The organism is Streptomyces sp. NPDC058678 (assembly GCF_042714835.1).
Lineage (GTDB): Bacteria > Actinomycetota > Actinomycetes > Streptomycetales > Streptomycetaceae > Streptomyces.
Map to the genome: position 1 here is coordinate 101,949 of NZ_JBHXSG010000025.1, position 18,435 is coordinate 120,383.

Here is an 18,435-nt window from a genome sequence, read left to right on the forward strand (position 1 = left end):
GGACCTCAACTGTGACCCGAGAGGGCCTATGTGGTTTAGACCAATCTAACAGAGGCTGGTCCCACGGCCCAGGTGGCAGAAGGGCGGAGAGGGCCACAGTGCCCGGAGCGGAGTGGCCCGCTCCACTGATGCCGCTCGCTGATCTCCGGGGGGAGTTGGAGGCGCTCGCGGAAATTGCCATGGCCATCTGTCCCCGCACATGAACCCACACGGGTTAGGCTGCGTGGTGGATGCCAGGGCGTCCGATCAGTGGGGACCAGCGGTTGACCCGCACGGAAAAGTCCCAACAACAAACAGGCTTCAACGCATGGACACATGTAGTGGTCTAGTCCACAATGCGTAGGGATAAGAGAATACGAGCACGCTTCCGCCTTCCCCGCACAGGAAGGCGGACCGAGGAACCGGAGTTCTCTGCCCTGACTGCCCCGGCTCCTCATCCTTCGGCCGACTGGGACCGCACACCCCACGGCCGATATTGCTCCGGGCTGCGGTGCCGGGAGGGTTGAGGGTCCCTCTCAGGCGCCGCGGCCCGCGGGTGTTTTCGGGCCGGACCAAATGCCCGGGTACGCTCGCACACGTGCCCTCCATGAACGAACTCGTACACCAGCACACGGCTCTCGACGACTCCGACCTCGAGTGGCTCCACCTGCTGGTCTCGGAGTGGCAGCTGCTCTCCGACCTCTCCTTCGCCGACCTCGTGCTGTGGGTCCCCACCCGCGACGGCACCCGCTATGTCTCCGTCGCCCAGATGCGGCCCAACACCGGCCCCACCTCGTACCAGGACGACATGGTCGGCCACCTCGTCCCGCGCGGCCGCCGTCCCCTGCTGGACGCCGCCCACGACGAGGGCCGGATCGTGCGCGAGGGCGACCCCGAGTGGCGCGAGGAGGTCCCGGTCCGCGTCGAGTCGATTCCCGTACGACGGGAGGGGCGCGTCCTCGGTGTCATCGCGCGCAACACCAACCTCCTCACCGTGCGCACCCCGAGCCGCCTGGAGCTCACGTACCTCCAGAGCGCCTCGGACCTCGCACAGATGATCGCGGCCGGCTCCTTCCCGTTCGCGAACCAGCAGGTCGACATGGACGCCTCGCCCCGCGTCGGCGACGGCCTGATCCGCCTCGACGCGGACGGCATCGTCCAGTACGCCTCACCGAACGCGCTGTCCGCCTACCACCGCATGGGCCTGGCCGCCGACCTCGTCGGCCACCACCTGGGCGAGACCACCGCCGAACTCGCCCCGAGCCACGGGCCGGTGGACGAGGCGCTCGCCAAGGTCGCCAGCGGCTGGGCGCCGCGTGAGTTCGAGATCGAGTCCCGCGACGGGGTGATCCAGTTCCGGGCGATCCCGCTCAAGCCCAAGGGCACCCGCATCGGTTCGCTGGTGCTTCTCCGCGACGTCACCGAACTGCGGCGTCGCGAGCGCGAGTTGATCACCAAGGACGCCACCATCCGGGAGATCCACCATCGCGTCAAGAACAACCTGCAGACGGTGGCGGCCCTGCTGAGGCTCCAGGCTCGGCGCATCGAGTCCGACCGCGGCCGGGAAGCGCTGGAAGAGGCGGTGCGGCGGGTCGGCTCGATCGCCATCGTGCACGAGACGCTGTCCCAGAACCTGGACGAGCGCGTGGAGTTCGACGAGATCGCCGACCGCGTCCTCGCGATGGTCGCCGAGATCTCGCCGGGCAAGGTCACCGGCCGGCGCAGCGGCCGCTTCGGCATCCTGGACGCGGAGGTCGCCACCCCCCTGTCCATGGTCCTGACCGAGATCCTCCAGAACGCGCTGGAACACGGGTTCCGCGAGGGTGACACCGGCAACGTCGAGGTCTCCGCGGTCCGTGGCGGCACCACCAAGGAGGCCCGCCTCCTCGTCACCGTCCAGGACGACGGCGTCGGCCTACCCGAGGGCTTCGACCCGCGCACCTCCGGCAACCTCGGCCTGCAGATCGTACGAACCCTGGTCGAGGGCGAGTTGGGCGGCACGTTCGACATGGTTCCGGCACCGGAGCGGGGGACCCAGGTGATCCTGGACATCCCGGTGCGGCCGAACAAGTAGCGCCGAACAGGTAGCGCCGAACGAGTAGCGCAGAACCAGCAGCCGAACAAGAGCACCGCGCCAGGGGCCGTGCGACTGGCCGTACGCGGTGCCGGTGCACAGCAAAGAGCCCCGGACCGTTCAGGGTCCGGGGCTCAACATGCTCGTTGCCAGCTTTTGCTGCGCATCGGGGGGTACTGCGCGCTGCGGCTCGGGGGCGGGAGATGCGTACGCGCTGTACGCGCCGCCAAGCTGAGGCTGTTGCGGGGCGGGTATGTCAGGCGGAAGCCTGACGGGCCCGGTTGCGGGCGGCGCGGCGCTTCATGGCGCGGCGCTCGTCCTCGCTGAGACCACCCCAGACGCCGGAGTCCTGGCCGGACTCGAGCGCCCACTGCAGGCACTGCTCCATGACGGGGCAGCGGCGGCAGACGGCCTTGGCTTCCTCGATCTGCAGCAGCGCAGGACCGGTGTTGCCGATGGGGAAGAAGAGCTCGGGGTCTTCCTCGCGGCAAACGGCGTTGTGACGCCAGTCCATGGCTGCTACCTCTCCTTGGTATTACGTGCGGGTTGCTTGTGAATGTGAACGCTTTCACGAATCCCTCAACAAGTGAAGGGCCGACTGCCAGGTTCCCTGGTGTGGTCCTGTGTGTGATGAGGGGTTCTGGTGATCAGTGGAGGCCGGTGTTGCGGGCCGTCTCGATCGCCACGTAGAGACTCGCAAACCTCAGCGGCGGATACAACCCCTACCGGAAAGTTTTTTTTGATTCCTCGGTGTCGACTAGGTCACAGCCGTACTTCCATGGGGTGGACCCTGGTCTAAACGTTCGAGTGAAAGGACTTTCGCCTCTTCTGCTCACACAATCACACGCAGTGCACGGCGTACGCCTGTGAACGTCACGCTCGTTCGCAGTCCGAGGTGGTCGCCGTCCATCTGGAGGGGTAGCGGCACCTTCGAATGCAAGGTGAACTGGTCAGCGTCGTGCAGGGAAAAGGCGTGCTTGCCGTGCGGTCCGCGCTCGGGGGACGAAGTGAGCAACTGGGTGCCATACCGGGCTACAGCGGTCGTCGTCATGCGGCTGAGACCGAGTACGTCGAGACCTTTATCGAACGAGGCCTTAGGTGACGCGTACATCGGGTGATTGCCCAGGAAGGTCCACGGAGAGGTGTTCGAGACTATGGACAGCACCAGATCGGTCACCGGCTCCGCGTCCGGCCGCTCCAGCGTGATCGTCCCGTGCCGGCGGTGCGCCTCGCCGAAGAACTGGCGCAGTGCCTGGCGTACGTAGAGCGCGTGGGTGGACCTCCTGCCGCGCTCGCGCTGCTGCTCGACCCGCCCGACCACGCCGGCGTCGAAGCCGAGACCCGCGTTGAAGGTGAACCAGCGGGACGGCACGGCCTCGTCGTCCGAGCCGGGTGTACCGGAGGTCAGACCCAGGCCGACCATGCGTTCGCTGCCCTCGCGCAGGGCGTCCAGCAGGGCGCCGGTGGCCTCCACGGCGTCGTTGGGCAGCCCCAGGGCGCGGGCGAAGACGTTCGTCGAGCCGCCGGGGACCACCGCGAGGCCGGGCAGCCGCTCCGGATCCGGGCCGGCGTGCAGGAGGCCGTTGACCACCTCGTTGACCGTGCCGTCGCCGCCGAGGGCCACGACCAGGTCGACGTCCGAGCTCTCCGCCGCCTGCCGGCCCAGGTCGCGCGCATGGCCGCGGTACTCGGTGGTGACCACCTCGAGCTTCATCTCGCTCGCCAGCGCGTGGATCAGGACATCGCGCGTACGTGCGCTTGTGGTGGTTGCCGCCGGATTGACCACGAGAAGTGCACGCATGGGTTGCAGCGTACCTACTGGGTGGTACCGGGCACAGGGCGAGGTAGTGATCAAGTAAGACTTCCGGGCGTGAACCTCGCCACGGGGGGCGTACGACCCGAGGGCTACCCTTCTGGGGTGAGCGCTGAGCAGAACCCCGCACCCCGAGCCGCGGAAGCCGCCCGAGACACGGAGCCCCGCCCGGGCCGGCTGACCGCCGCGGCGGCGCTGGCCGCACTGGAGGGGCTCGCCCTGGCCGTCGGCGGCGTCTGGATGCTGGTGGAGGGCTTCGCGGGGGACCCGGACGACCGGCAGTCGGCCGTCACCGGGGGTATCACCCTGATCGTGCTCGCGCTGCTGCCGCTGCTCGCCGCGCGCGGGCTGCTCGCCCGGCGCAGCTGGAGCCGGGGGCCGGCCGTCATCACGCAGATCATGGCGCTGCCAGTGGCCTACAACCTGCTCCAGGCCGACAGTGTGGCGATTCCGGCGGGGATCGCGCTCGCGGTGGTGGCGGTGACCGCGCTGGTCCTGCTCGTCAACGCGGAGACGACCCGGGCCCTCGGGATCCGGGGGCCCGGCAACGTACAGAAGTAACTGCCACCGGCGTCACCTCTGACGCGTTACGCCTGAGGCGTTACTCCTCCACCAGCAGCTTCTCCCGCAGCTGGGCCAGGGTCCGGGCCAACAGCCGGGAGACGTGCATCTGTGAGATGCCGACCTCCTGCGCGATCTGCGACTGGGTCATGTTGCCGAAGAACCGCAGCAACAGGATCCGCTTCTCGCGCGGGGGCAGGTCCTCGAGGAGCGGCTTGAGCGACTCCCGGTACTCGACGCCCTCCAGCGCCTCGTCCTCCGCGCCCAGCGTGTCCGCGACCGCGGGGGACTCGTCGTCGGTGTCGGGGACGTCCAGGGACAGCGTGGAGTACGCGTTGGCGGACTCCAGGCCCTCCAGGACCTCCTCCTCCGAGATGGCCAGCTTCTCGGCCAGCTCGTGCACCGTCGGGGAGCGGCCGTGCTGCTGGGAGAGCTCGGCCGTGGCCGTGGTCAGCGCCAGCCGCAGCTCCTGGAGCCGGCGCGGGACGCGCACCGCCCAGCCCTTGTCGCGGAAGTGCCGCTTGATCTCGCCGACGACCGTCGGAGTCGCGTACGTCGAGAACTCCACGCCGCGGTCCGGGTCGAAACGGTCGACCGACTTGATCAGGCCGATGGTGGCGACCTGGGTGAGGTCGTCCAGCGGCTCGCCGCGGTTGCGGAAGCGGCGCGCGAGGTGCTCGACGAGCGGCAGGTGCATACGGACCAGCCGGTTGCGCAGCTCCGCGTACTCCGGGCTGCCGTCCTTCAGGGTGCGCAGCTCCACGAACAGGGCGCGCGCCCCGCTGCGGTCCTGAGGGTCGTGCCGTGTGGCCTGCACGCGCTGCGGGGCCTTCTCGTCGTCTCGCTCGTGCTCGCTCATCGTCCCGCCCGTAGCCCTTCCCCGAGCCCTCGCCTGCGCTCGGACAGGGGACACCCCGATCCGTCCGTCCAGAGGCGCGCTCCGTACGGCACCTTCCCGATCACGCTGCCCGTCGTCCGAGAAGCCGGTCTCCGAGGAGTCCTCCTCAGGGTGCGGCCGGGCCTGCTCGGGGATGCCGTCGATGCCGTCCGTCATGCGTCGGGATGTGCTCGGGCCGCCCGTGTCTTCGGCGGTCGGCAGCTCCCGTGTGCCGCGCTCTTCGTCCCGCACCGGCCCGTCCCCGTCCCTCACGCCGGCCCGGGTCCCGCGCCGCGCTGTTTGTAGAGGCTGATCGAAACGGTCTTGTCCTCGTCGACGGCCGACGAGACCTTCCCCGCGAGAGCCGACAGCACGGTCCACGCGAAGGTGTCCCGTGCCGGGGCGTGACCGTCCGTGGTCGGCGCCGAGACGGTGACCTCCAGCGAGTCGTCGATGAGCCGGAAGACGCAACTGAGTACGGAGCCGGGCACGGCCTGCTGCAGCAGGATCGCGCAGGCCTCGTCCACCGCGATGCGCAGATCCTCGATCTCGTCGAGGGTGAAGTCCAAACGGGCCGCGAGGCCGGCGGTGGCCGTACGCAGCACCGACAGGTAGGCACCCGCAGCCGGCAGCCGGACTTCCACGAAGTCCTGGGTCGCGGGCTCGCCTGCGATCTGGGACACCCTCACCTCCAAGGTGGTACAAGCATTTCGGGGCCGAGGGTCGCCCCCCGGGGGGTAACGCGATACGTGGTTCTGCGGTGACGCTACCGCGCTCTCAGCTTTCCTGTCCCCGGGACCCCAACCCCTTGCTGTCACTCATAGTAAACACGCGAACACGCTCCGTGGCTAGGGGGTTCGCGGGCCCAATTGCAAAGAGCGCGCGCCGGGTTGACGTACCCAGACGTCAGACGGTCGAACCGTCCGGATCGGGGGGTCATACGAGCACGTGGTCGTCGAAGCACCAGCGCCACGCCTCACCTGGCTCGAAGGTCCGCATGATGGGGTGTCCCGAGTCTTTGTAATGCTCTGTCGCATGCCGTCCCGGCGAGGAGTCGCAGCAGCCGACGTGGCCGCAGGTCAGGCACAGCCGAAGCTGCACCGGATGGGTGCCGGTCGCCAGACACTCCAGGCAGGTGTCGCTCAGCGGCCCGGGCTCCGGGACCGGCAGCGCGTCGGCGTGCGTGCACTGTTTCATGATTGCCAGGTTACGACGGGCGCGCGGCTGATCGCGCGGAAAACCGAGGGTGGGCGAACGACGATGAACAAGGGTGGGCGAGGACCATGGACGTGATGCCCCTGCTGTTGCTGGTGGCGGGCAGCGCCATGATCGCCGCGGCGGCCCGGCGGACCCCGGTGCCGGCACCGCTGCTGCTGGTCGCCGCCGGGCTCGTGATCTCCTACGTCCCAGGGGTCCCGGAGTACACCCTCGACCCGCATGTCGTCCTGCCGCTCATCTTGCCCCCGCTGCTGTACACGGCCGCCACCGACAGCTCGTACCTCGATCTGCGCGCACAACTGAGGCCCGTCGCGCTGCTGTCGGTCGGGTACGTCCTCTTCGCGACCTTCGCCGTGGGCTGGGCCGCCTACCTGATCGTGCCGGACCTGCCGCTGACCGCCGCGCTGGTGCTGGGCGCGGTGGTGGCGCCGCCGGACGCGGTCGCGGCCACGGCGGTCGCACGCCGGGTCGGGCTGCCCTCCCGGATCACCACGATCCTCCAGGGCGAGTCCCTGGTGAACGACGCCACCGCGATCACCGCCTACCGGGTGGCCCTCGCGGCGGCGGTCGGCGAGGGCGCCACCTGGGCCGGCGGGATCGGCGAGTTCCTGCTCGCCGCGGTCGGCGGCGTCGGCTTCGGCCTCGTGCTCATGGTGCCGCTCCACTGGCTTCGCACCCACCTCAAGGAGGCGCTGCTGCAGAACACGCTCTCCCTGCTGATCCCGTTCGTCGCGTACGCGGCCGCCGAACAGGTCCACGCGTCCGGTGTCCTCGCGGTCGTGACCGTCGCGCTCTACCTCGGCCACCGCGCGTGGGAGGTCGACTTCGCGACCCGTCTGCAGGAGGAGGCCGTCTGGAAGATGGTCGCGTTCGTCCTGGAGTCCGCCGTGTTCGCCCTGATCGGACTGCAGCTGCCGGTGATCCTCAAGGGTCTCGGGGAGTACGAGGGCGGCCGCGCCGCCTGGTACGCGGTCCTCCTCTTCCTCGTCGTCGTCGTGTCCCGGTTCGTGTGGGTGTACCCGGCGACCTTCCTGCCCCGCCGACTGTCGGCCCGCATCAGGGAACGCGAACCGAATCCCACCTGGAAGGGGCCCTTCGTCATCGCCTGGGCCGGCATGAGAGGCGTGGTCTCCCTGGCCATCGCCTTCTCTATCCCGATGACCATGCACGGCGGCGAACCCTTCCCCGAGCGCAACCTCATCCTGTTCCTGACCTTCACCACGGTCATCGGCACGCTGGTCCTCCAGGGCCTGACCCTGCCCACGCTGGTCCGCCTCCTGAAGCTGCCCGGCCGGGACGCCCAGGCCGAGACGCTCGCGGAGGCGAACGCCCAGGCGCAGGCCTCCCGGGCCGCCGAGCGCCGCCTGGAAGAACTCCTCTCCGACGAGCGCAACGCGCTCCCACCGCCCCTCGCAGACCGTCTCCGCAGCGTCCTGGAGCGCCGCCGCAACGCCGTCTGGGAACGCCTCGGCCAGGTCAACCCCCTCACCGGCGAAACCGTCGACGACACCTACCGCCGCCTGTCCCGGGAGATGATCAGCGCCGAGCGCGCGATCTTCGTCAGGCTGCGCGACGGCCGCCACATCGACGACGAGATGCTGCGGACACTGCTGCGCAGGCTGGACCTCGAGGAGGCCGCGGCCTTTCGGGAGGCGGCGTGAGGATTTTGTACCGTGCCGGAGGCCTGGCCAGTCACCCGGTGAACGGGGCGCCGGTCACCACCGCGGCCACCGCACTGCCCTCCTCGAACGCCCCTTCCTCCACCGACACGACAAGCCCGTACAGCAACTTGGCGACATAGAGACGCTCGACCGCCACCCCGTGCCGCCCCTCGAAGTCCTCGGCGAAAGCATCGAGGGCGGAGGTCGTCCGGCCGTAACCCCCGAAATGGAAGCGGTCCTCGAGGGCCCAGTCGCCGCGTCGCCCGCCGAAGGCCTGCTTCTGGAGGCCCTCTATCTCGGCCGTCAGGAAGCCGCCCTTCAGTACGGGGATTCCCAGTGCCCGCTGCCCGGGCTCCAGTCCCGCGGCGAGGCCCGCCAGCGTGCCGCCCGTGCCGCAGGCGAGCGCGACCACGTCGGCCCGCCCCCGCAACTCCTCGCCGAGCGTCCGGCACCCACGTACGGCGGGCGCGTTGCTGCCGCCCTCCGGGACGACGTACGCGTCTTCGGCGCCGACCGCCCGCAACAGCGCCGCCAGGAGTCCCGGCTCACTCTTGCGTCGATACATCGCTCTGTCGACGAAGTGCAGCCGCATGCCGTCTGCCGCGCACCGGGCCAGGGACGGGTTGAGGGGGCGGTCGGTCAGTTCCTGGCCGCGCACGATGCCGATGGTGGGCAGGCCGAGGAGGCGGCCCGCGGCGGCCGTGGCGCGTAGGTGGTTGGAGTACGCGCCGCCGAAGGTGACGACCGTGCGTCCGGCCGCGGCGGTGAGGTTGGGGGCCAGTTTGCGCCACTTGTTTCCGACGAGTTCCGGGTGGATCAGGTCGTCGCGCTTGAGCAGCAGACGGACGCCCCGGCGGGTGAAGCGGTCGTCGGAGACCTCCTGCAACGGCGACGGGAGCCGGGGGCGGAGGTCGGCTAGGTCGGGTATGTCCGGGCTGGTCACAGCACTATTGTCAGCACCCGGCGATGCCGTCCGGCACGGCGGGTCGCTTCAGGCGGTCCCGGACCCGCTTCCGCATCGACGCCATCGTGAAACCACGGGGATCGACCTTCCCCGGCTGCCACTCCAGGTGGCCGATGACCGATCGTTCCGTCCAGCCGTGGTGGCGGCAGATCGCGGCGGCCGCTCTCTCGATCGCGTCGAGTTGGGCCTCGGGCCACGGGTCCCGGCCGTCGCCGAGGTTCTCGCACTCGAAACCGTAGAAGTGGCGGTTGCCGTCGGTGTTGGCCTCGTTGTCCCGGGGGAGGGCCTTCTCGGCGATCACCGCGCGCAGGACGTCGTCGTCGCCGAGACCGGCGTGGTTGGCGCGGCCGTAGCCGACGAGGTGGACGGTGCCGTCCTTGGTGATGACGCCGTGGCACAGCGGACCGGGGAGGTCCTCGTAGCCGTCCCGGCACAGTCGTACCGTCCGCTCACTGCCCTTGGTCACGGTGTGGTGGATCATCACGCCGTGGACGGGGCCCCAGGGGCCCTTGTGGTTGCGATTATGGTGCTCCCAGTCGCCGACCTCGACGACGGTGAGGCCCTCCGCCCTCAGACCGGCCAGGAAACCGCCCGCGGACATGGGTGAGGCCATGGCCGCCTCCTTCGCGCTGCGCGCCGGCCGCCGTGCGCGGCCGTCTCGTACCGCTTGCTTGTACCGGAAGCGGAGGGGCCGGACTACTCGCTCGCACAGCGTGCGAGCCGATCCGGACAACATTCTTCCGCTGACGTGAAACCGCCGTCGAAACGGGGCGCTGGACAGGATTCCCCTATGTGCCCAGTGGACCGGTGATCCATTCCCGCTCTTTCGTGTAATAGCACCGGAGCGGCCCGTGATGGAAGCCTTGTGCGTGCAGATCGAGCGCGGCGCAGATCAGCGCCGGGCAAACCGGGAGGGCAATTCCTTATGTCGGTAGGCGAAGAGGTCCGCACCGAGCAGGACAGGCCGCAGCAGAGCCTCGGCACGGCGGCCGCGCGGAACCTGGCCACCACCACCAAGTCCGCACCACAGATGCAGGAGATCAGCTCCCGCTGGCTGCTGCGCACACTGCCCTGGGTCAATGTGCAGGGCGGTACGTATCGGGTGAACCGGCGACTGACCTATGCCGTGGGGGACGGCCGGGTCACGTTCGTGAAGACCGGGGACCGCGTAGAGGTGATCCCCGACGAGTTGCGCGAACTGCCCCCCTTGCGGTCGTACGAGGACGAGGACGTGCTCACCGAGCTCGCCCGGCGCTGCGAGCAGCGCGAGTTCAACCCCGGTGACGTGATCGCCGAGTTCGGCAGCCAGGCGGACGAGGTCTTCCTGCTGGCGCACGGCCGGGTGGAGAAGGTCGGCACCGGCCCGTACGGCGACGACGCGGTCCTCGGAGTCCTCGCCGACGGCGCGTACTTCGGCGACCAGGGACTCCTCGACCCGGACTCCATCTGGGAGTACACGGCCCGGGCGGTCACCGCCTGCACGGTGCTCGTGCTGCCCCGCCAGCATGTCGAGCAGGTCGCGGAGCGCTCCGAGTCGCTGGGCGGACACCTCCAGGAGCAGCGCGCGATCCCCTCGCAGCGAACCAACAAGTTCGGCGAGAAGGAGATCGACCTCGCGGCGGGTCACGACGGCGAACCGGACATCCCGCACACCTTCGTCGACTACGAGGCCAGGCCCCGCGAGTACGAACTGAGCATCGCCCAGACCGTACTGCGCATCCACTCGCGCGTGGCCGACCTCTACAACCAGCCGATGAACCAGACCGAGCAGCAGATCCGGCTGACGGTCGAGGCACTGAAGGAGCGCCAGGAGCACGAGCTCGTCAACAACCGGCAGTTCGGGCTGCTGCACAACTGCGAGTACGACCAGCGCCTCCAGCCGCACGACGGCGTGCCCGGCCCCGACGACCTGGACGAGCTGCTCAGCAGGCGGCGCGGCACCAAGCTGCTGCTCGCCCACCCGCGCGCGATCTCCGCGATCGGGCGTGAGCTCAACAAGCGCGGACTGGTCCCGGAGACCATCGAGGTGGCCGGCAACCGGATTCCCACCTGGCGCGGGGTGCCGATCTACCCGTGCAACAAGATCCCGGTCACCGAGGCCCGCACGACCTCGATCATCGCCATGCGTACCGGCGAGGCCGAGCAGGGCGTCATCGGCCTTCAGCAGGCCGGCATCCCGGACGAGATCGAGCCCAGCCTGTCCGTGCGCTTCATGGGCATCAATGAGCAGGCGATCATCAAGTACCTGGTGACGGCCTACTACTCGGCCGCGGTCCTGGTGCCGGACGCGCTCGGCGTCCTGGAGAACGTCGAGATCGGCCGCTGGAGGTGACGTCCGCGCACCTGAACGCCGTGTCCCCGCCCTTCGGGGCGGGTACATCCCGGTCGTATGCGCCCAGCCACAGCGGAAGCGCCACCGCTCTCCGAGGGGGACCCCATGGCCGAGTTCATGACGGACACCAAGCAGAGCGCCGGCGCACACCCCACCGGGACCCGTCCGCTCGACGGGCAGGAGGCGGGGGTGATCCTGGAGCGTGCCCGGAGCTCGGTCGACCCCGCGCTGCGCGCCGCCCTTGAGTCGCTGCCCGGCTCCATGCGCCGGGTCGCGCTCTACCACTTCGGCTGGGAGCACGCGGACGGCACCCCGGCAGGCGGCAATGCCGGCAAGGCGATTCGTCCCGCGCTCGTCCTCACCGCGGCCGCCGCGCTCGGCGGACCGGGGGCGCGGATGGCGGCCGTGCGGGCGGCCGCCGCGGTGGAACTGGTCCACAACTTCACACTGCTGCACGACGACGTGATGGACCGGGACGTCACCCGGCGACACCGGCCCACCGCATGGACCGTGTTCGGCGACGCCGACGCGATCCTCGCCGGGGACGCTCTTCAGGCACTCGCCCTGCGGCTGCTCGCCCAGGATCCGCATCCGGCGTCCGCGCGGGCCGCCGCCCGGCTCGCGGACTGTGTCGTCGAGCTGTGCGCCGGCCAGCACGCGGACACGGCCATGGAGCTGCGAGGGCCGGGTGAGGTCACCCTCGACGAAGTGCTCGCCATGGCGGAGGCCAAGACGGGGGCGCTGCTCGGGTGTGCCTGCGCGTTGGGCGCGCTGTACGCGGGTGCGGAGGAGGAGGATGTCGAGGCGCTGGACGCGTTCGGCCGTGAGGCCGGGCTCGCCTTCCAGCTCATCGACGACGTGATCGGCATATGGGGCGACCCGCGCAGCACCGGCAAGCCGGTCGGCGCGGACCTCGTCGCTCGCAAGAAGTCGCTCCCGGTGGTCGCCGCGCTCACCTCCGGCACACCGGCGGCGGAAGAACTGGCCGAGTTGTACGGCGCTCCGTTCGAGGAAGGCGACCTGGAGCGGACGGTTCTCGCGGTGGAGCGGGCGGGCGGGCGTGACTGGGCGCAGGTCCAGGCCGCCGACCGGATGGCCAGGGCCATGCAGGAACTGGCCCGCGCGGTCTCCGACCCGGAGGCGGCGGGCGGGTTGCTGGCACTGGCGGAGTTCGTGACGCGGCGCAGCAACTGAGGCCAGCGGGCCCCCGTCATCCAACCCCGTCACACCACGTCGAACACCGCCTCAGCTCGTCACCAGAACCCCGGAGCCACCGGGGCCGCGCGGTCCTGACCCCGCGCGGCTGCCGACGGCTCCGGTTCGGGCGGGTCCCGCACATCCCCACGGTGTGCGGGCCTCGCCGGTTCGCTCGTACCGATGGCCCGTTCACGCCCGTCCACAAGCCCAACGGCCTTACGATCAAGGTCCGTTGACGCGAAGGGGCGAGAGCATGGGCGTGGCGATCCGGACGGCGAGCGCAGGCGACCGTGAGCTGGTCGTCCGGCTGCTGGACGCGGCCTTCCAGGACGATCCGGTCAGCCGCTGGGTGTTCCCCGGCGACGAGTACCGCCGTACGACGCACCACAAGCTGATGGCCGCGTTCACCGACATCGTGCTCGGCGAGGGGCGCGTCGACGTCACCGAGGACGGCACGGCCTGCGCTTTGTGGCTGTCCGTTCCGGCGGCGGACGGCCACGGTCAGGACACCGAGGAGGACGACGGCCCCGCCCGAGTGCGCGCCGCCGTCGACCCCGGGAACGAGCGCGTCGAACTCATCGGCCGGCTCACCGCCGACGTCCACCCCTCGGACCGCGCCCACGCCTACCTGTGGATGATCGGCGTGGCCCCCGAGCGCCAGGGCGAGGGCCTCGGCACCGCGCTCATCGCCCCGGTGCTCGACCGCTGCGACCGCGAGGGCCTGCCCGCCTACCTGGAGGCAAGCAACGCCCGCAGCCGCAAGCTGTACGAGCGTCTCGGCTTCGAACTCGCCGACCGCCCCCTCGACCTGCCGGAAGGCCCGCAGATGTGGCCGATGTGGCGCGAGCCGCGCACCTGAACTGGCAGCGGACCACTTTTCCGGCTGGCTGACTCGCCGTTTTCCGGCCTGTCGGCCTACTTCCCTGCGGCTGGCTGGCTCGCCGTTTCGGCCTGTCGGTCCACCGGGCGCGGCTGGCTGACTCGCCGTTTCGGCCTGTCGGCCCACCCGCTGCGGCTGTCTGGCCGGCCCTTTCGGTCCGACGGCCCACCCCCTCCGGCTCGCTGACCAGCCCTCCCAGCCCGCCGGCCTACCTACCCCTCCGGCACCACCGTCGCCACGATCCGCTCCACCAGCCCCTCCGGCACGCTCACCCCCGGCAGTACGCCGTCCAGGACGCCCGGCAGGGTGAGGTGCTCCAGGAGGAGGCCGAGCATCGCGAGGTAGAGCACGGTGACGGTTTCGTCGCCGCCGGGGAGCCCGGCCTCGCGGTGGAACCGCATGCCGTACTCCAGGTCGTCGCGCATCGACTTCGTGTAGGAGGCGCGCAGTTCGGGGCGGCGGGTGGCTTCGAGGCGCATCTCCAGCAGGGCGAGATAGCCGGTGCGGTCGCGGGTCGCGCGGGTCATCAGGTCGTGCATGAAGGCGGCGACCAGCAGGCGGTCCTTCGGTCTTGTCATCAGGTCGGCGAGTTTCGCGGGGTCGGGCGCGAGCCGCTCGTGCAACCGGACGTCGATCTGCCGCAGCAGGTCGTCGCGGCCGGTGAAGTAGTTGGAGGCCGTGCCCACCGGCACCCCGGCCTCCGTGTCCACCGCGCGGAACGTCAGCCCGCGCGCCCCCTCGCGTGCGAGCACCTCGACACCCGCGTCCACGAGCGCGGCCCGGCGCTCCGGATTACTGGCCATACGGAATCCCCTCTCCCACTTGATCTCGTGCCCGGAATCCCCTTGCAACCACTACAAAAGAAGTACTACAACTAAAGTACTTCAATCGAAGTGGTTCTACCGGCAGCCTACGAAAAGAGACCGGCTTGCGAAAGCTCACCTACTTCATCGCCTGCTCCATCGACGGGTTCATCGGAGACCCGGGCGGCGACGCGTCGACGATGTACCGCTTCGTGGACGAGGAGTTCCTCGAGTTCCTCTGCACCGAGTATCCGGAGACCGTGGCGACCCCCGGCCGCCGGGCCATCGGCATCGACGACCGGCCGAACCAGAAGTTCGACACGATCATCCAGGGCCGCGCCAGCTACGACATCGCGCTCAAGGACGGCCTCACCAGCCCGTACGCCCACCTGCGCGAGTACGTCGCCTCGCGCACCCTGAAGGAGTCGCCGGACCCGCACGTCGAGATCGTCGCGGAGGACCTGGTCGCCAAGGTGCGCGAACTCAAAGCGGAGGACGGCGGACTCGGCATCTACCTGTGCGGCGGCTCGGTGCTCGCGGGCGAACTGCTCGACGAGATCGACGAGCTGGTCATCAAGACGTACCCGATCGTGCTGGGCACCGGCATGCCGATGTTCGGGTCCGGCTTCGCGGTCACCGACTTCGAGCTCGGCGAGGCGCGCACCTTCAAGAACGGGGCGGTCGTGCGGACGTACAGCAGGAAGCGCTGACGGCCCGCTCGCCCTACTCTGAAGGCATGGACAGCGACGCACCTGCCTGTCCCGCCTGCGGACAGCCCGTCGATACAGTCGTCCGGCGCCACAAGACGCTGGGCGCGTGGGTTCCGGTATGGGTTTCGGGCCCGTGCCGCAACCCGAAGTGCGAGGCGTACGTCGACAAGGCCGCGGATGAGGCCGCGGCCGACGAGAAGCACAAGCACCGCACCCCCGCCACCAACCCCGCCACCCCGAAGAAGCCCTGAGCCGAGCCGGCCGAAGCAGAAAAGTCGAGCCGGGTTGTCGAGAACCCCCGACCGGCTCCGACGTCCCCTGTGAGCGCCGCCCACCACGGGCGGCCCGAGGCGAAGACGCCGAAGACGTGAAGGAGCGGACTCATGAAGTACCTGGTCATGGTGCAGGGCACGCAGGCGGACTACGAGGCGATGCGCGGCAAGGCGTCCCCGGACTCCCCGGCCTGGAACCCGCAGCAGATCGAGGCGATGTACGCCTACATGGGAGCGATCAACGACGACCTGTCCGAGACCGGCGAGTTCATCGACGGGCAGGGCCTGGCCGAGCCCGCGCGGGCCCGCACGGTCACGCTCGGCGACGACGGCAAGGCCGTGATCACCGACGGCCCGTACAGCGAGACCAAGGAGCTGATGGCCGGCTACTGGGTCCTGGAGTGCGCGAGCCTTGAGCGGGTCACGGAGATCGCCGAGCGTGTCACCCGCTGTCCCCAGCCGGACGGGGCCCCGAACTACCCGGTGGTGATCCGGCCCATCATGGACGGCGCCGGGGACGTCTGACCCGACCGTGCGAGCCGACCGCGAGACCGAGGACCTGCTGCGCCGCCACGCGCCGCAGGTCCTCGGCGCGCTGGTCAGGCGGTACGGCCATTTCGACGCCGCCGAGGACGCCGTACAGGAGGCACTCCTCGCGGCGGCCGGGCAGTGGCCCTCGGCGGGGCCTCCGGACAACCCGCGCGGATGGCTCATCAAGGTGGCCTCGCGGCGGCTGACCGACGCCCTGCGGGCGGAGCGGGCGCGGCGGGCACGGGAGGAGCGGGCGGCGGCACTGGCCCCGCGCGACGCGTTCGTCACGGGGGACGGGGACGGGGACCGGGCGCCCCGGGAGGACGACACCCTCTCCCTCCTCTTCCTGTGCTGCCACCCGGATCTGCCCCCGTCCGCGCAGATCGCGCTGACCCTGCGCGCGGTCGGCGGTCTCACGACGGCCGAGATCGCCCGCGCGTACCTGGTCCCGGAGGCGACCATGGCCCAGCGCATCAGCCGCGCCAAGCAGAAGGTGCGGGGCGTGCGCTTCGGGCGGCCGGACAACTGGGCCGAGCGCCTGCCCGCGGTCCTGCAGACCCTCTACCTGATCTTCAACGAGGGCCACACGGCGACCTCCGGACCCGTCCTCCAGCGGCGCGACCTCGCCGGCGAGGCGATCCGCCTGACCCGCACGGTGCACCGCCTCCTCACCGACGACGGCGAGACGGCCGGTCTGCTGGCCCTGATGCTGCTCACCGACGCCCGCCGCGACGCCCGCACCGGACCGCACGGCGAGCTGATCCCCCTCGACGAACAGGACCGCGACCGCTGGGACAGGGCCGCGATCGAGGAGGGCGTCGCCCTGGTCACCCGCGCCCTGAGCCACGGGCCCGCCGGCCCCTACCAGGTACGGGCCGCCATCGCCGCGGTGCACGACGAGGCGCCGACCGCTGAGGCGACCGACTGGCGGGAGATCCTCGGCCTCTACGACGTCCTCGTGCGCCTCCTCCCCGGTCCCGTCGAACGGCTGGGCCGCGCGATCGCCGTCGCCATGGTCCGGGGCCCGCAGGCCGGACTCGCCGAACTGGACGCTTTGGAGGACGAGTTGCGCACGGGCCACCGTCTGGACGCGGTCCGGGGCCACCTCCTGGAACGCGCCGGCTCGTACGGCGACGCCCGCGCCGCCTACGAGTCGGCCGCCGCCAAGACCCTGAGCCTGCCGGAGCAGCGCTATCTGCAGGCCCGGGCGGCCCGCCTGAGGCCGTAGTTTGATTTCATGACCACCTCGACGCCCATCCTTCACCTCACCGAGCGCTCCCTGTGGGAAGCGGCCCGCGCGCGAGGCACGTACGAGCTCTCCACCCGCGGCCGCACCCTCCAGGAGGAGGGCTTCATCCACTGCTCGACCCGTGCCCAACTCCCGCAGGTGGCCGCCTTTCTGTACGGCTCCTACGACGGCCCCGACGACCTGGTCGTCCTCGTCGTCGACCCCGAGCGGCTCGACGCCGAGCTGAAGTACGAGGCACCGGAGCCCGGCGCCGAGGAGTTCCCGCACGTGTACGGGCCCATCCCGGTGGCGGCCGTGGTCGACGTGGAGGTGTGGCGCACCAGCTAGGGCCGCGCCGGTCCGCCCGTCTCCGGATCGCGGCCCGTCAGGCAGTACGTGCCGCCCGCAGGGTCGCGCATGACCGTCCAGTGTCGACCGTGGGAGACGATTTCCGCCCCGAGCCGCCGGTGCTCGGCCGCCGTCGCCGCGATGTCCGCGCAGGCCAGGTCCAGGTGGGCGGTCAGGGGCCGTTCCTCGCCGAGGCGCTGGAGGAGGACGCGGACCGGCAGCCCGGGCGGCGGCTTGACCACGTGGAACTCGGGGAGCGAGCCGGGCAGGGACTGCCAGTCCGGCAGCAGCGCGCCCCAGAAGGCGACCTCGGTGTCGTACGCGGACGGCGGGACGTCGACACACACCTGGTCGAGCCGACCGCCCCGCACCACCGGCGGCCGCATCGCCTCCCCGTGCCACGGAACGGCACAGAACAGCTGGCCCGCGGGCGACCGCAGTACGGCCCACCCCTCGTGCTCGGCCACCATGGCCGCCCCGCACGCCACCGCCGACTCCACGAACTCGGCCACGTCGTCCACGGCGAAGTCGAGATGCGCACCGCCGGAGCCCTCCGCGACGCCCTGGATCTTCACGCAGGCGTCGGTGCCGTCCGGCACGAGGGTCGCGAACTCGCCCTGATCACCCCGGGGTTCGGACAGCCGCGTGTCCGTGACGGCCGTCCAGAACTCCTGGGCCCGGCCGAGGCCCTGGGCGGGCCGGTCGATGAAGGCGTACGTCCAGCGGATGCTCATGCGGTGATCGTAGGCGGGGGAGACGCGGTGCCCGCCCGAATTTCTGTCGGGAATGTGCCGACTCGTCGAGTGGCTGACGGAGTGACTGACTGAGCGTCAGGTTCGTTGATCGGCCGCAACCAACCTCTCTGACGGAGCACATGAGGAACGACCGCGCCTGAGTACACGTACCCGGATCGAGTGTGTCGTGCGGCTCTGGCGCGGCCGATCCGCGTTCCCCATGCTGCAATCCACCCCGCCACGGAAGAGGTTC

General features: G+C 70.4%; 20 protein-coding genes. 11 read left to right on the forward strand and 9 right to left on the reverse strand.

Going from position 1 to position 18,435, the window contains the following annotated elements; genetic code table 11:
* Nucleotides 1–577 precede the first annotated feature (577 nt).
* Nucleotides 578–2,053 carry a sensor histidine kinase gene (locus tag ACFWWR_RS23055; protein ID WP_383872360.1) on the forward strand — a complete coding sequence of 492 codons (1,476 nt, stop codon included), beginning with the start codon at nt 578–580 and terminating at the stop codon, nt 2,051–2,053.
* 256 nt (nt 2,054–2,309) lie between these two features.
* Here ACFWWR_RS23055 and ACFWWR_RS23060 read toward each other — a convergent pair whose 3' ends face one another.
* The gene (locus tag ACFWWR_RS23060; protein ID WP_016639615.1) at nt 2,310–2,567 is read right to left on the reverse strand and encodes a WhiB family transcriptional regulator; all 258 of its coding nucleotides are present in this window, start codon (nt 2,565–2,567) and stop codon (nt 2,310–2,312) included.
* A 318-nt stretch (nt 2,568–2,885) separates the two neighbouring features.
* Nucleotides 2,886–3,854: a diacylglycerol/lipid kinase family protein gene (locus ACFWWR_RS23065; protein WP_383872357.1), complete on the reverse strand. Its 969-nt coding sequence runs from the start codon at nt 3,852–3,854 to the stop codon at nt 2,886–2,888.
* Between the two features lie 117 nt (nt 3,855–3,971).
* On the opposite strand from ACFWWR_RS23065, the gene ACFWWR_RS23070 reads away from it, so the two are divergent.
* Nucleotides 3,972–4,427 (forward strand): hypothetical protein, encoded by a 456-nt coding sequence (locus ACFWWR_RS23070; RefSeq protein WP_383872355.1) that lies wholly within the window; start codon nt 3,972–3,974, stop codon nt 4,425–4,427.
* A 40-nt stretch (nt 4,428–4,467) separates the two neighbouring features.
* Here the strand turns inward: ACFWWR_RS23070 and ACFWWR_RS23075 are convergent, their stop codons facing one another.
* The 3 genes from ACFWWR_RS23075 to ACFWWR_RS23085 form a co-directional block, all read right to left on the reverse strand.
* Nucleotides 4,468–5,577 (reverse strand): RNA polymerase sigma factor SigF, encoded by a 1,110-nt coding sequence (locus ACFWWR_RS23075; RefSeq protein WP_383872353.1) that lies wholly within the window; start codon nt 5,575–5,577, stop codon nt 4,468–4,470.
* Entirely contained in the window at nt 5,574–5,987 is a 414-nt protein-coding gene (locus ACFWWR_RS23080; protein ID WP_366057168.1) for an anti-sigma regulatory factor, read from the reverse strand. Before ACFWWR_RS23080 ends, ACFWWR_RS23075 begins: the two co-directional genes overlap by 4 nt.
* Before the next feature lie 253 nt (nt 5,988–6,240).
* Complete coding sequence (locus ACFWWR_RS23085) at nt 6,241–6,501, reverse strand: UBP-type zinc finger domain-containing protein (RefSeq protein WP_383872350.1); 261 nt, start codon at nt 6,499–6,501, stop codon at nt 6,241–6,243.
* An 86-nt stretch (nt 6,502–6,587) separates the two neighbouring features.
* Here ACFWWR_RS23085 and ACFWWR_RS23090 point away from each other — a divergent pair, with 86 nt between their 5' ends.
* Nucleotides 6,588–8,183, forward strand: coding sequence for a Na+/H+ antiporter (locus tag ACFWWR_RS23090; protein ID WP_383872347.1), 1,596 nt, complete (start codon nt 6,588–6,590; stop codon nt 8,181–8,183).
* A 31-nt stretch (nt 8,184–8,214) separates the two neighbouring features.
* Here ACFWWR_RS23090 and ACFWWR_RS23095 read toward each other — a convergent pair whose 3' ends face one another.
* Nucleotides 8,215–9,126, reverse strand: coding sequence for a 1-aminocyclopropane-1-carboxylate deaminase/D-cysteine desulfhydrase (locus ACFWWR_RS23095; RefSeq protein ID WP_383872344.1), 912 nt, complete (start codon nt 9,124–9,126; stop codon nt 8,215–8,217).
* A gap of 10 nt (nt 9,127–9,136) precedes the next feature.
* Nucleotides 9,137–9,760, reverse strand: coding sequence for an N-acetylmuramoyl-L-alanine amidase (locus tag ACFWWR_RS23100; RefSeq protein ID WP_383872341.1), 624 nt, complete (start codon nt 9,758–9,760; stop codon nt 9,137–9,139).
* A 312-nt stretch (nt 9,761–10,072) separates the two neighbouring features.
* Here ACFWWR_RS23100 and ACFWWR_RS23105 point away from each other — a divergent pair, with 312 nt between their 5' ends.
* The 3 genes from ACFWWR_RS23105 to ACFWWR_RS23115 all read left to right on the forward strand — a co-directional run bounded on the left by ACFWWR_RS23105 (nt 10,073) and on the right by ACFWWR_RS23115 (nt 13,535).
* Nucleotides 10,073–11,479 (forward strand): family 2B encapsulin nanocompartment shell protein, encoded by a 1,407-nt coding sequence (locus tag ACFWWR_RS23105; RefSeq protein WP_384305050.1) that lies wholly within the window; start codon nt 10,073–10,075, stop codon nt 11,477–11,479.
* A gap of 105 nt (nt 11,480–11,584) precedes the next feature.
* Complete coding sequence (locus ACFWWR_RS23110) at nt 11,585–12,673, forward strand: family 2 encapsulin nanocompartment cargo protein polyprenyl transferase (protein WP_383872334.1); 1,089 nt, start codon at nt 11,585–11,587, stop codon at nt 12,671–12,673.
* A 256-nt stretch (nt 12,674–12,929) separates the two neighbouring features.
* Nucleotides 12,930–13,535, forward strand: coding sequence for a GNAT family N-acetyltransferase (locus ACFWWR_RS23115; protein ID WP_383872331.1), 606 nt, complete (start codon nt 12,930–12,932; stop codon nt 13,533–13,535).
* Nucleotides 13,536–13,768: 233 nt separating this feature from the next.
* Here ACFWWR_RS23115 and ACFWWR_RS23120 read toward each other — a convergent pair whose 3' ends face one another.
* Nucleotides 13,769–14,359 carry a TetR/AcrR family transcriptional regulator gene (locus ACFWWR_RS23120; protein ID WP_383872328.1) on the reverse strand — a complete coding sequence of 197 codons (591 nt, stop codon included), beginning with the start codon at nt 14,357–14,359 and terminating at the stop codon, nt 13,769–13,771.
* A 125-nt stretch (nt 14,360–14,484) separates the two neighbouring features.
* On the opposite strand from ACFWWR_RS23120, the gene ACFWWR_RS23125 reads away from it, so the two are divergent.
* The 5 genes from ACFWWR_RS23125 (at nt 14,485) to ACFWWR_RS23145 (ending at nt 17,448) form a co-directional block, all read left to right on the forward strand.
* Nucleotides 14,485–15,069: a dihydrofolate reductase family protein gene (locus tag ACFWWR_RS23125; RefSeq protein ID WP_383872325.1), complete on the forward strand. Its 585-nt coding sequence runs from the start codon at nt 14,485–14,487 to the stop codon at nt 15,067–15,069.
* A gap of 26 nt (nt 15,070–15,095) precedes the next feature.
* Nucleotides 15,096–15,320 (forward strand): hypothetical protein, encoded by a 225-nt coding sequence (locus ACFWWR_RS23130; RefSeq protein WP_383872320.1) that lies wholly within the window; start codon nt 15,096–15,098, stop codon nt 15,318–15,320.
* 132 nt (nt 15,321–15,452) lie between these two features.
* A complete protein-coding gene (locus tag ACFWWR_RS23135; RefSeq protein ID WP_383872317.1) occupies nt 15,453–15,866 on the forward strand; it encodes a YciI family protein in 414 nt (137 codons plus the stop codon).
* Nucleotides 15,867–15,873: 7 nt separating this feature from the next.
* Complete coding sequence (locus tag ACFWWR_RS23140; RefSeq protein WP_384305054.1) at nt 15,874–17,100, forward strand: RNA polymerase sigma factor; 1,227 nt, start codon at nt 15,874–15,876, stop codon at nt 17,098–17,100.
* Between the two features lie 9 nt (nt 17,101–17,109).
* Nucleotides 17,110–17,448 (forward strand): DUF952 domain-containing protein, encoded by a 339-nt coding sequence (locus tag ACFWWR_RS23145; protein WP_383872311.1) that lies wholly within the window; start codon nt 17,110–17,112, stop codon nt 17,446–17,448.
* On the opposite strand, the gene ACFWWR_RS23150 is transcribed toward ACFWWR_RS23145, so the two are convergent.
* The gene (locus ACFWWR_RS23150) at nt 17,445–18,182 is read right to left on the reverse strand and encodes a VOC family protein (RefSeq protein ID WP_384305056.1); all 738 of its coding nucleotides are present in this window, start codon (nt 18,180–18,182) and stop codon (nt 17,445–17,447) included. The two genes, ACFWWR_RS23145 and ACFWWR_RS23150, sit on opposite strands and share 4 nt — an antisense overlap.
* Between the last annotated feature and the right edge of the window lie 253 nt (nt 18,183–18,435).

Coding starts and splice junctions, on each gene's coding strand:
- ACFWWR_RS23065 (WP_383872357.1), bottom strand. CDS start 3,854: ATGCGTGCACTTCTCGTGGTCAATCCGGCGGCAACCACCACAAGCGCA.
- ACFWWR_RS23145 (WP_383872311.1), top strand. CDS start 17,110: ATGACCACCTCGACGCCCATCCTTCACCTCACCGAGCGCTCCCTGTGG.
- ACFWWR_RS23115 (WP_383872331.1), top strand. CDS start 12,930: ATGGGCGTGGCGATCCGGACGGCGAGCGCAGGCGACCGTGAGCTGGTC.
- ACFWWR_RS23135 (WP_383872317.1), top strand. CDS start 15,453: ATGAAGTACCTGGTCATGGTGCAGGGCACGCAGGCGGACTACGAGGCG.
- ACFWWR_RS23130 (WP_383872320.1), top strand. CDS start 15,096: ATGGACAGCGACGCACCTGCCTGTCCCGCCTGCGGACAGCCCGTCGAT.
- ACFWWR_RS23100 (WP_383872341.1), bottom strand. CDS start 9,760: ATGGCCTCACCCATGTCCGCGGGCGGTTTCCTGGCCGGTCTGAGGGCG.
- ACFWWR_RS23105 (WP_384305050.1), top strand. CDS start 10,073: ATGTCGGTAGGCGAAGAGGTCCGCACCGAGCAGGACAGGCCGCAGCAG.
- ACFWWR_RS23060 (WP_016639615.1), bottom strand. CDS start 2,567: ATGGACTGGCGTCACAACGCCGTTTGCCGCGAGGAAGACCCCGAGCTC.
- ACFWWR_RS23090 (WP_383872347.1), top strand. CDS start 6,588: ATGGACGTGATGCCCCTGCTGTTGCTGGTGGCGGGCAGCGCCATGATC.
- ACFWWR_RS23120 (WP_383872328.1), bottom strand. CDS start 14,359: ATGGCCAGTAATCCGGAGCGCCGGGCCGCGCTCGTGGACGCGGGTGTC.
- ACFWWR_RS23110 (WP_383872334.1), top strand. CDS start 11,585: ATGGCCGAGTTCATGACGGACACCAAGCAGAGCGCCGGCGCACACCCC.
- ACFWWR_RS23085 (WP_383872350.1), bottom strand. CDS start 6,501: ATGAAACAGTGCACGCACGCCGACGCGCTGCCGGTCCCGGAGCCCGGG.
- ACFWWR_RS23150 (WP_384305056.1), bottom strand. CDS start 18,182: ATGAGCATCCGCTGGACGTACGCCTTCATCGACCGGCCCGCCCAGGGC.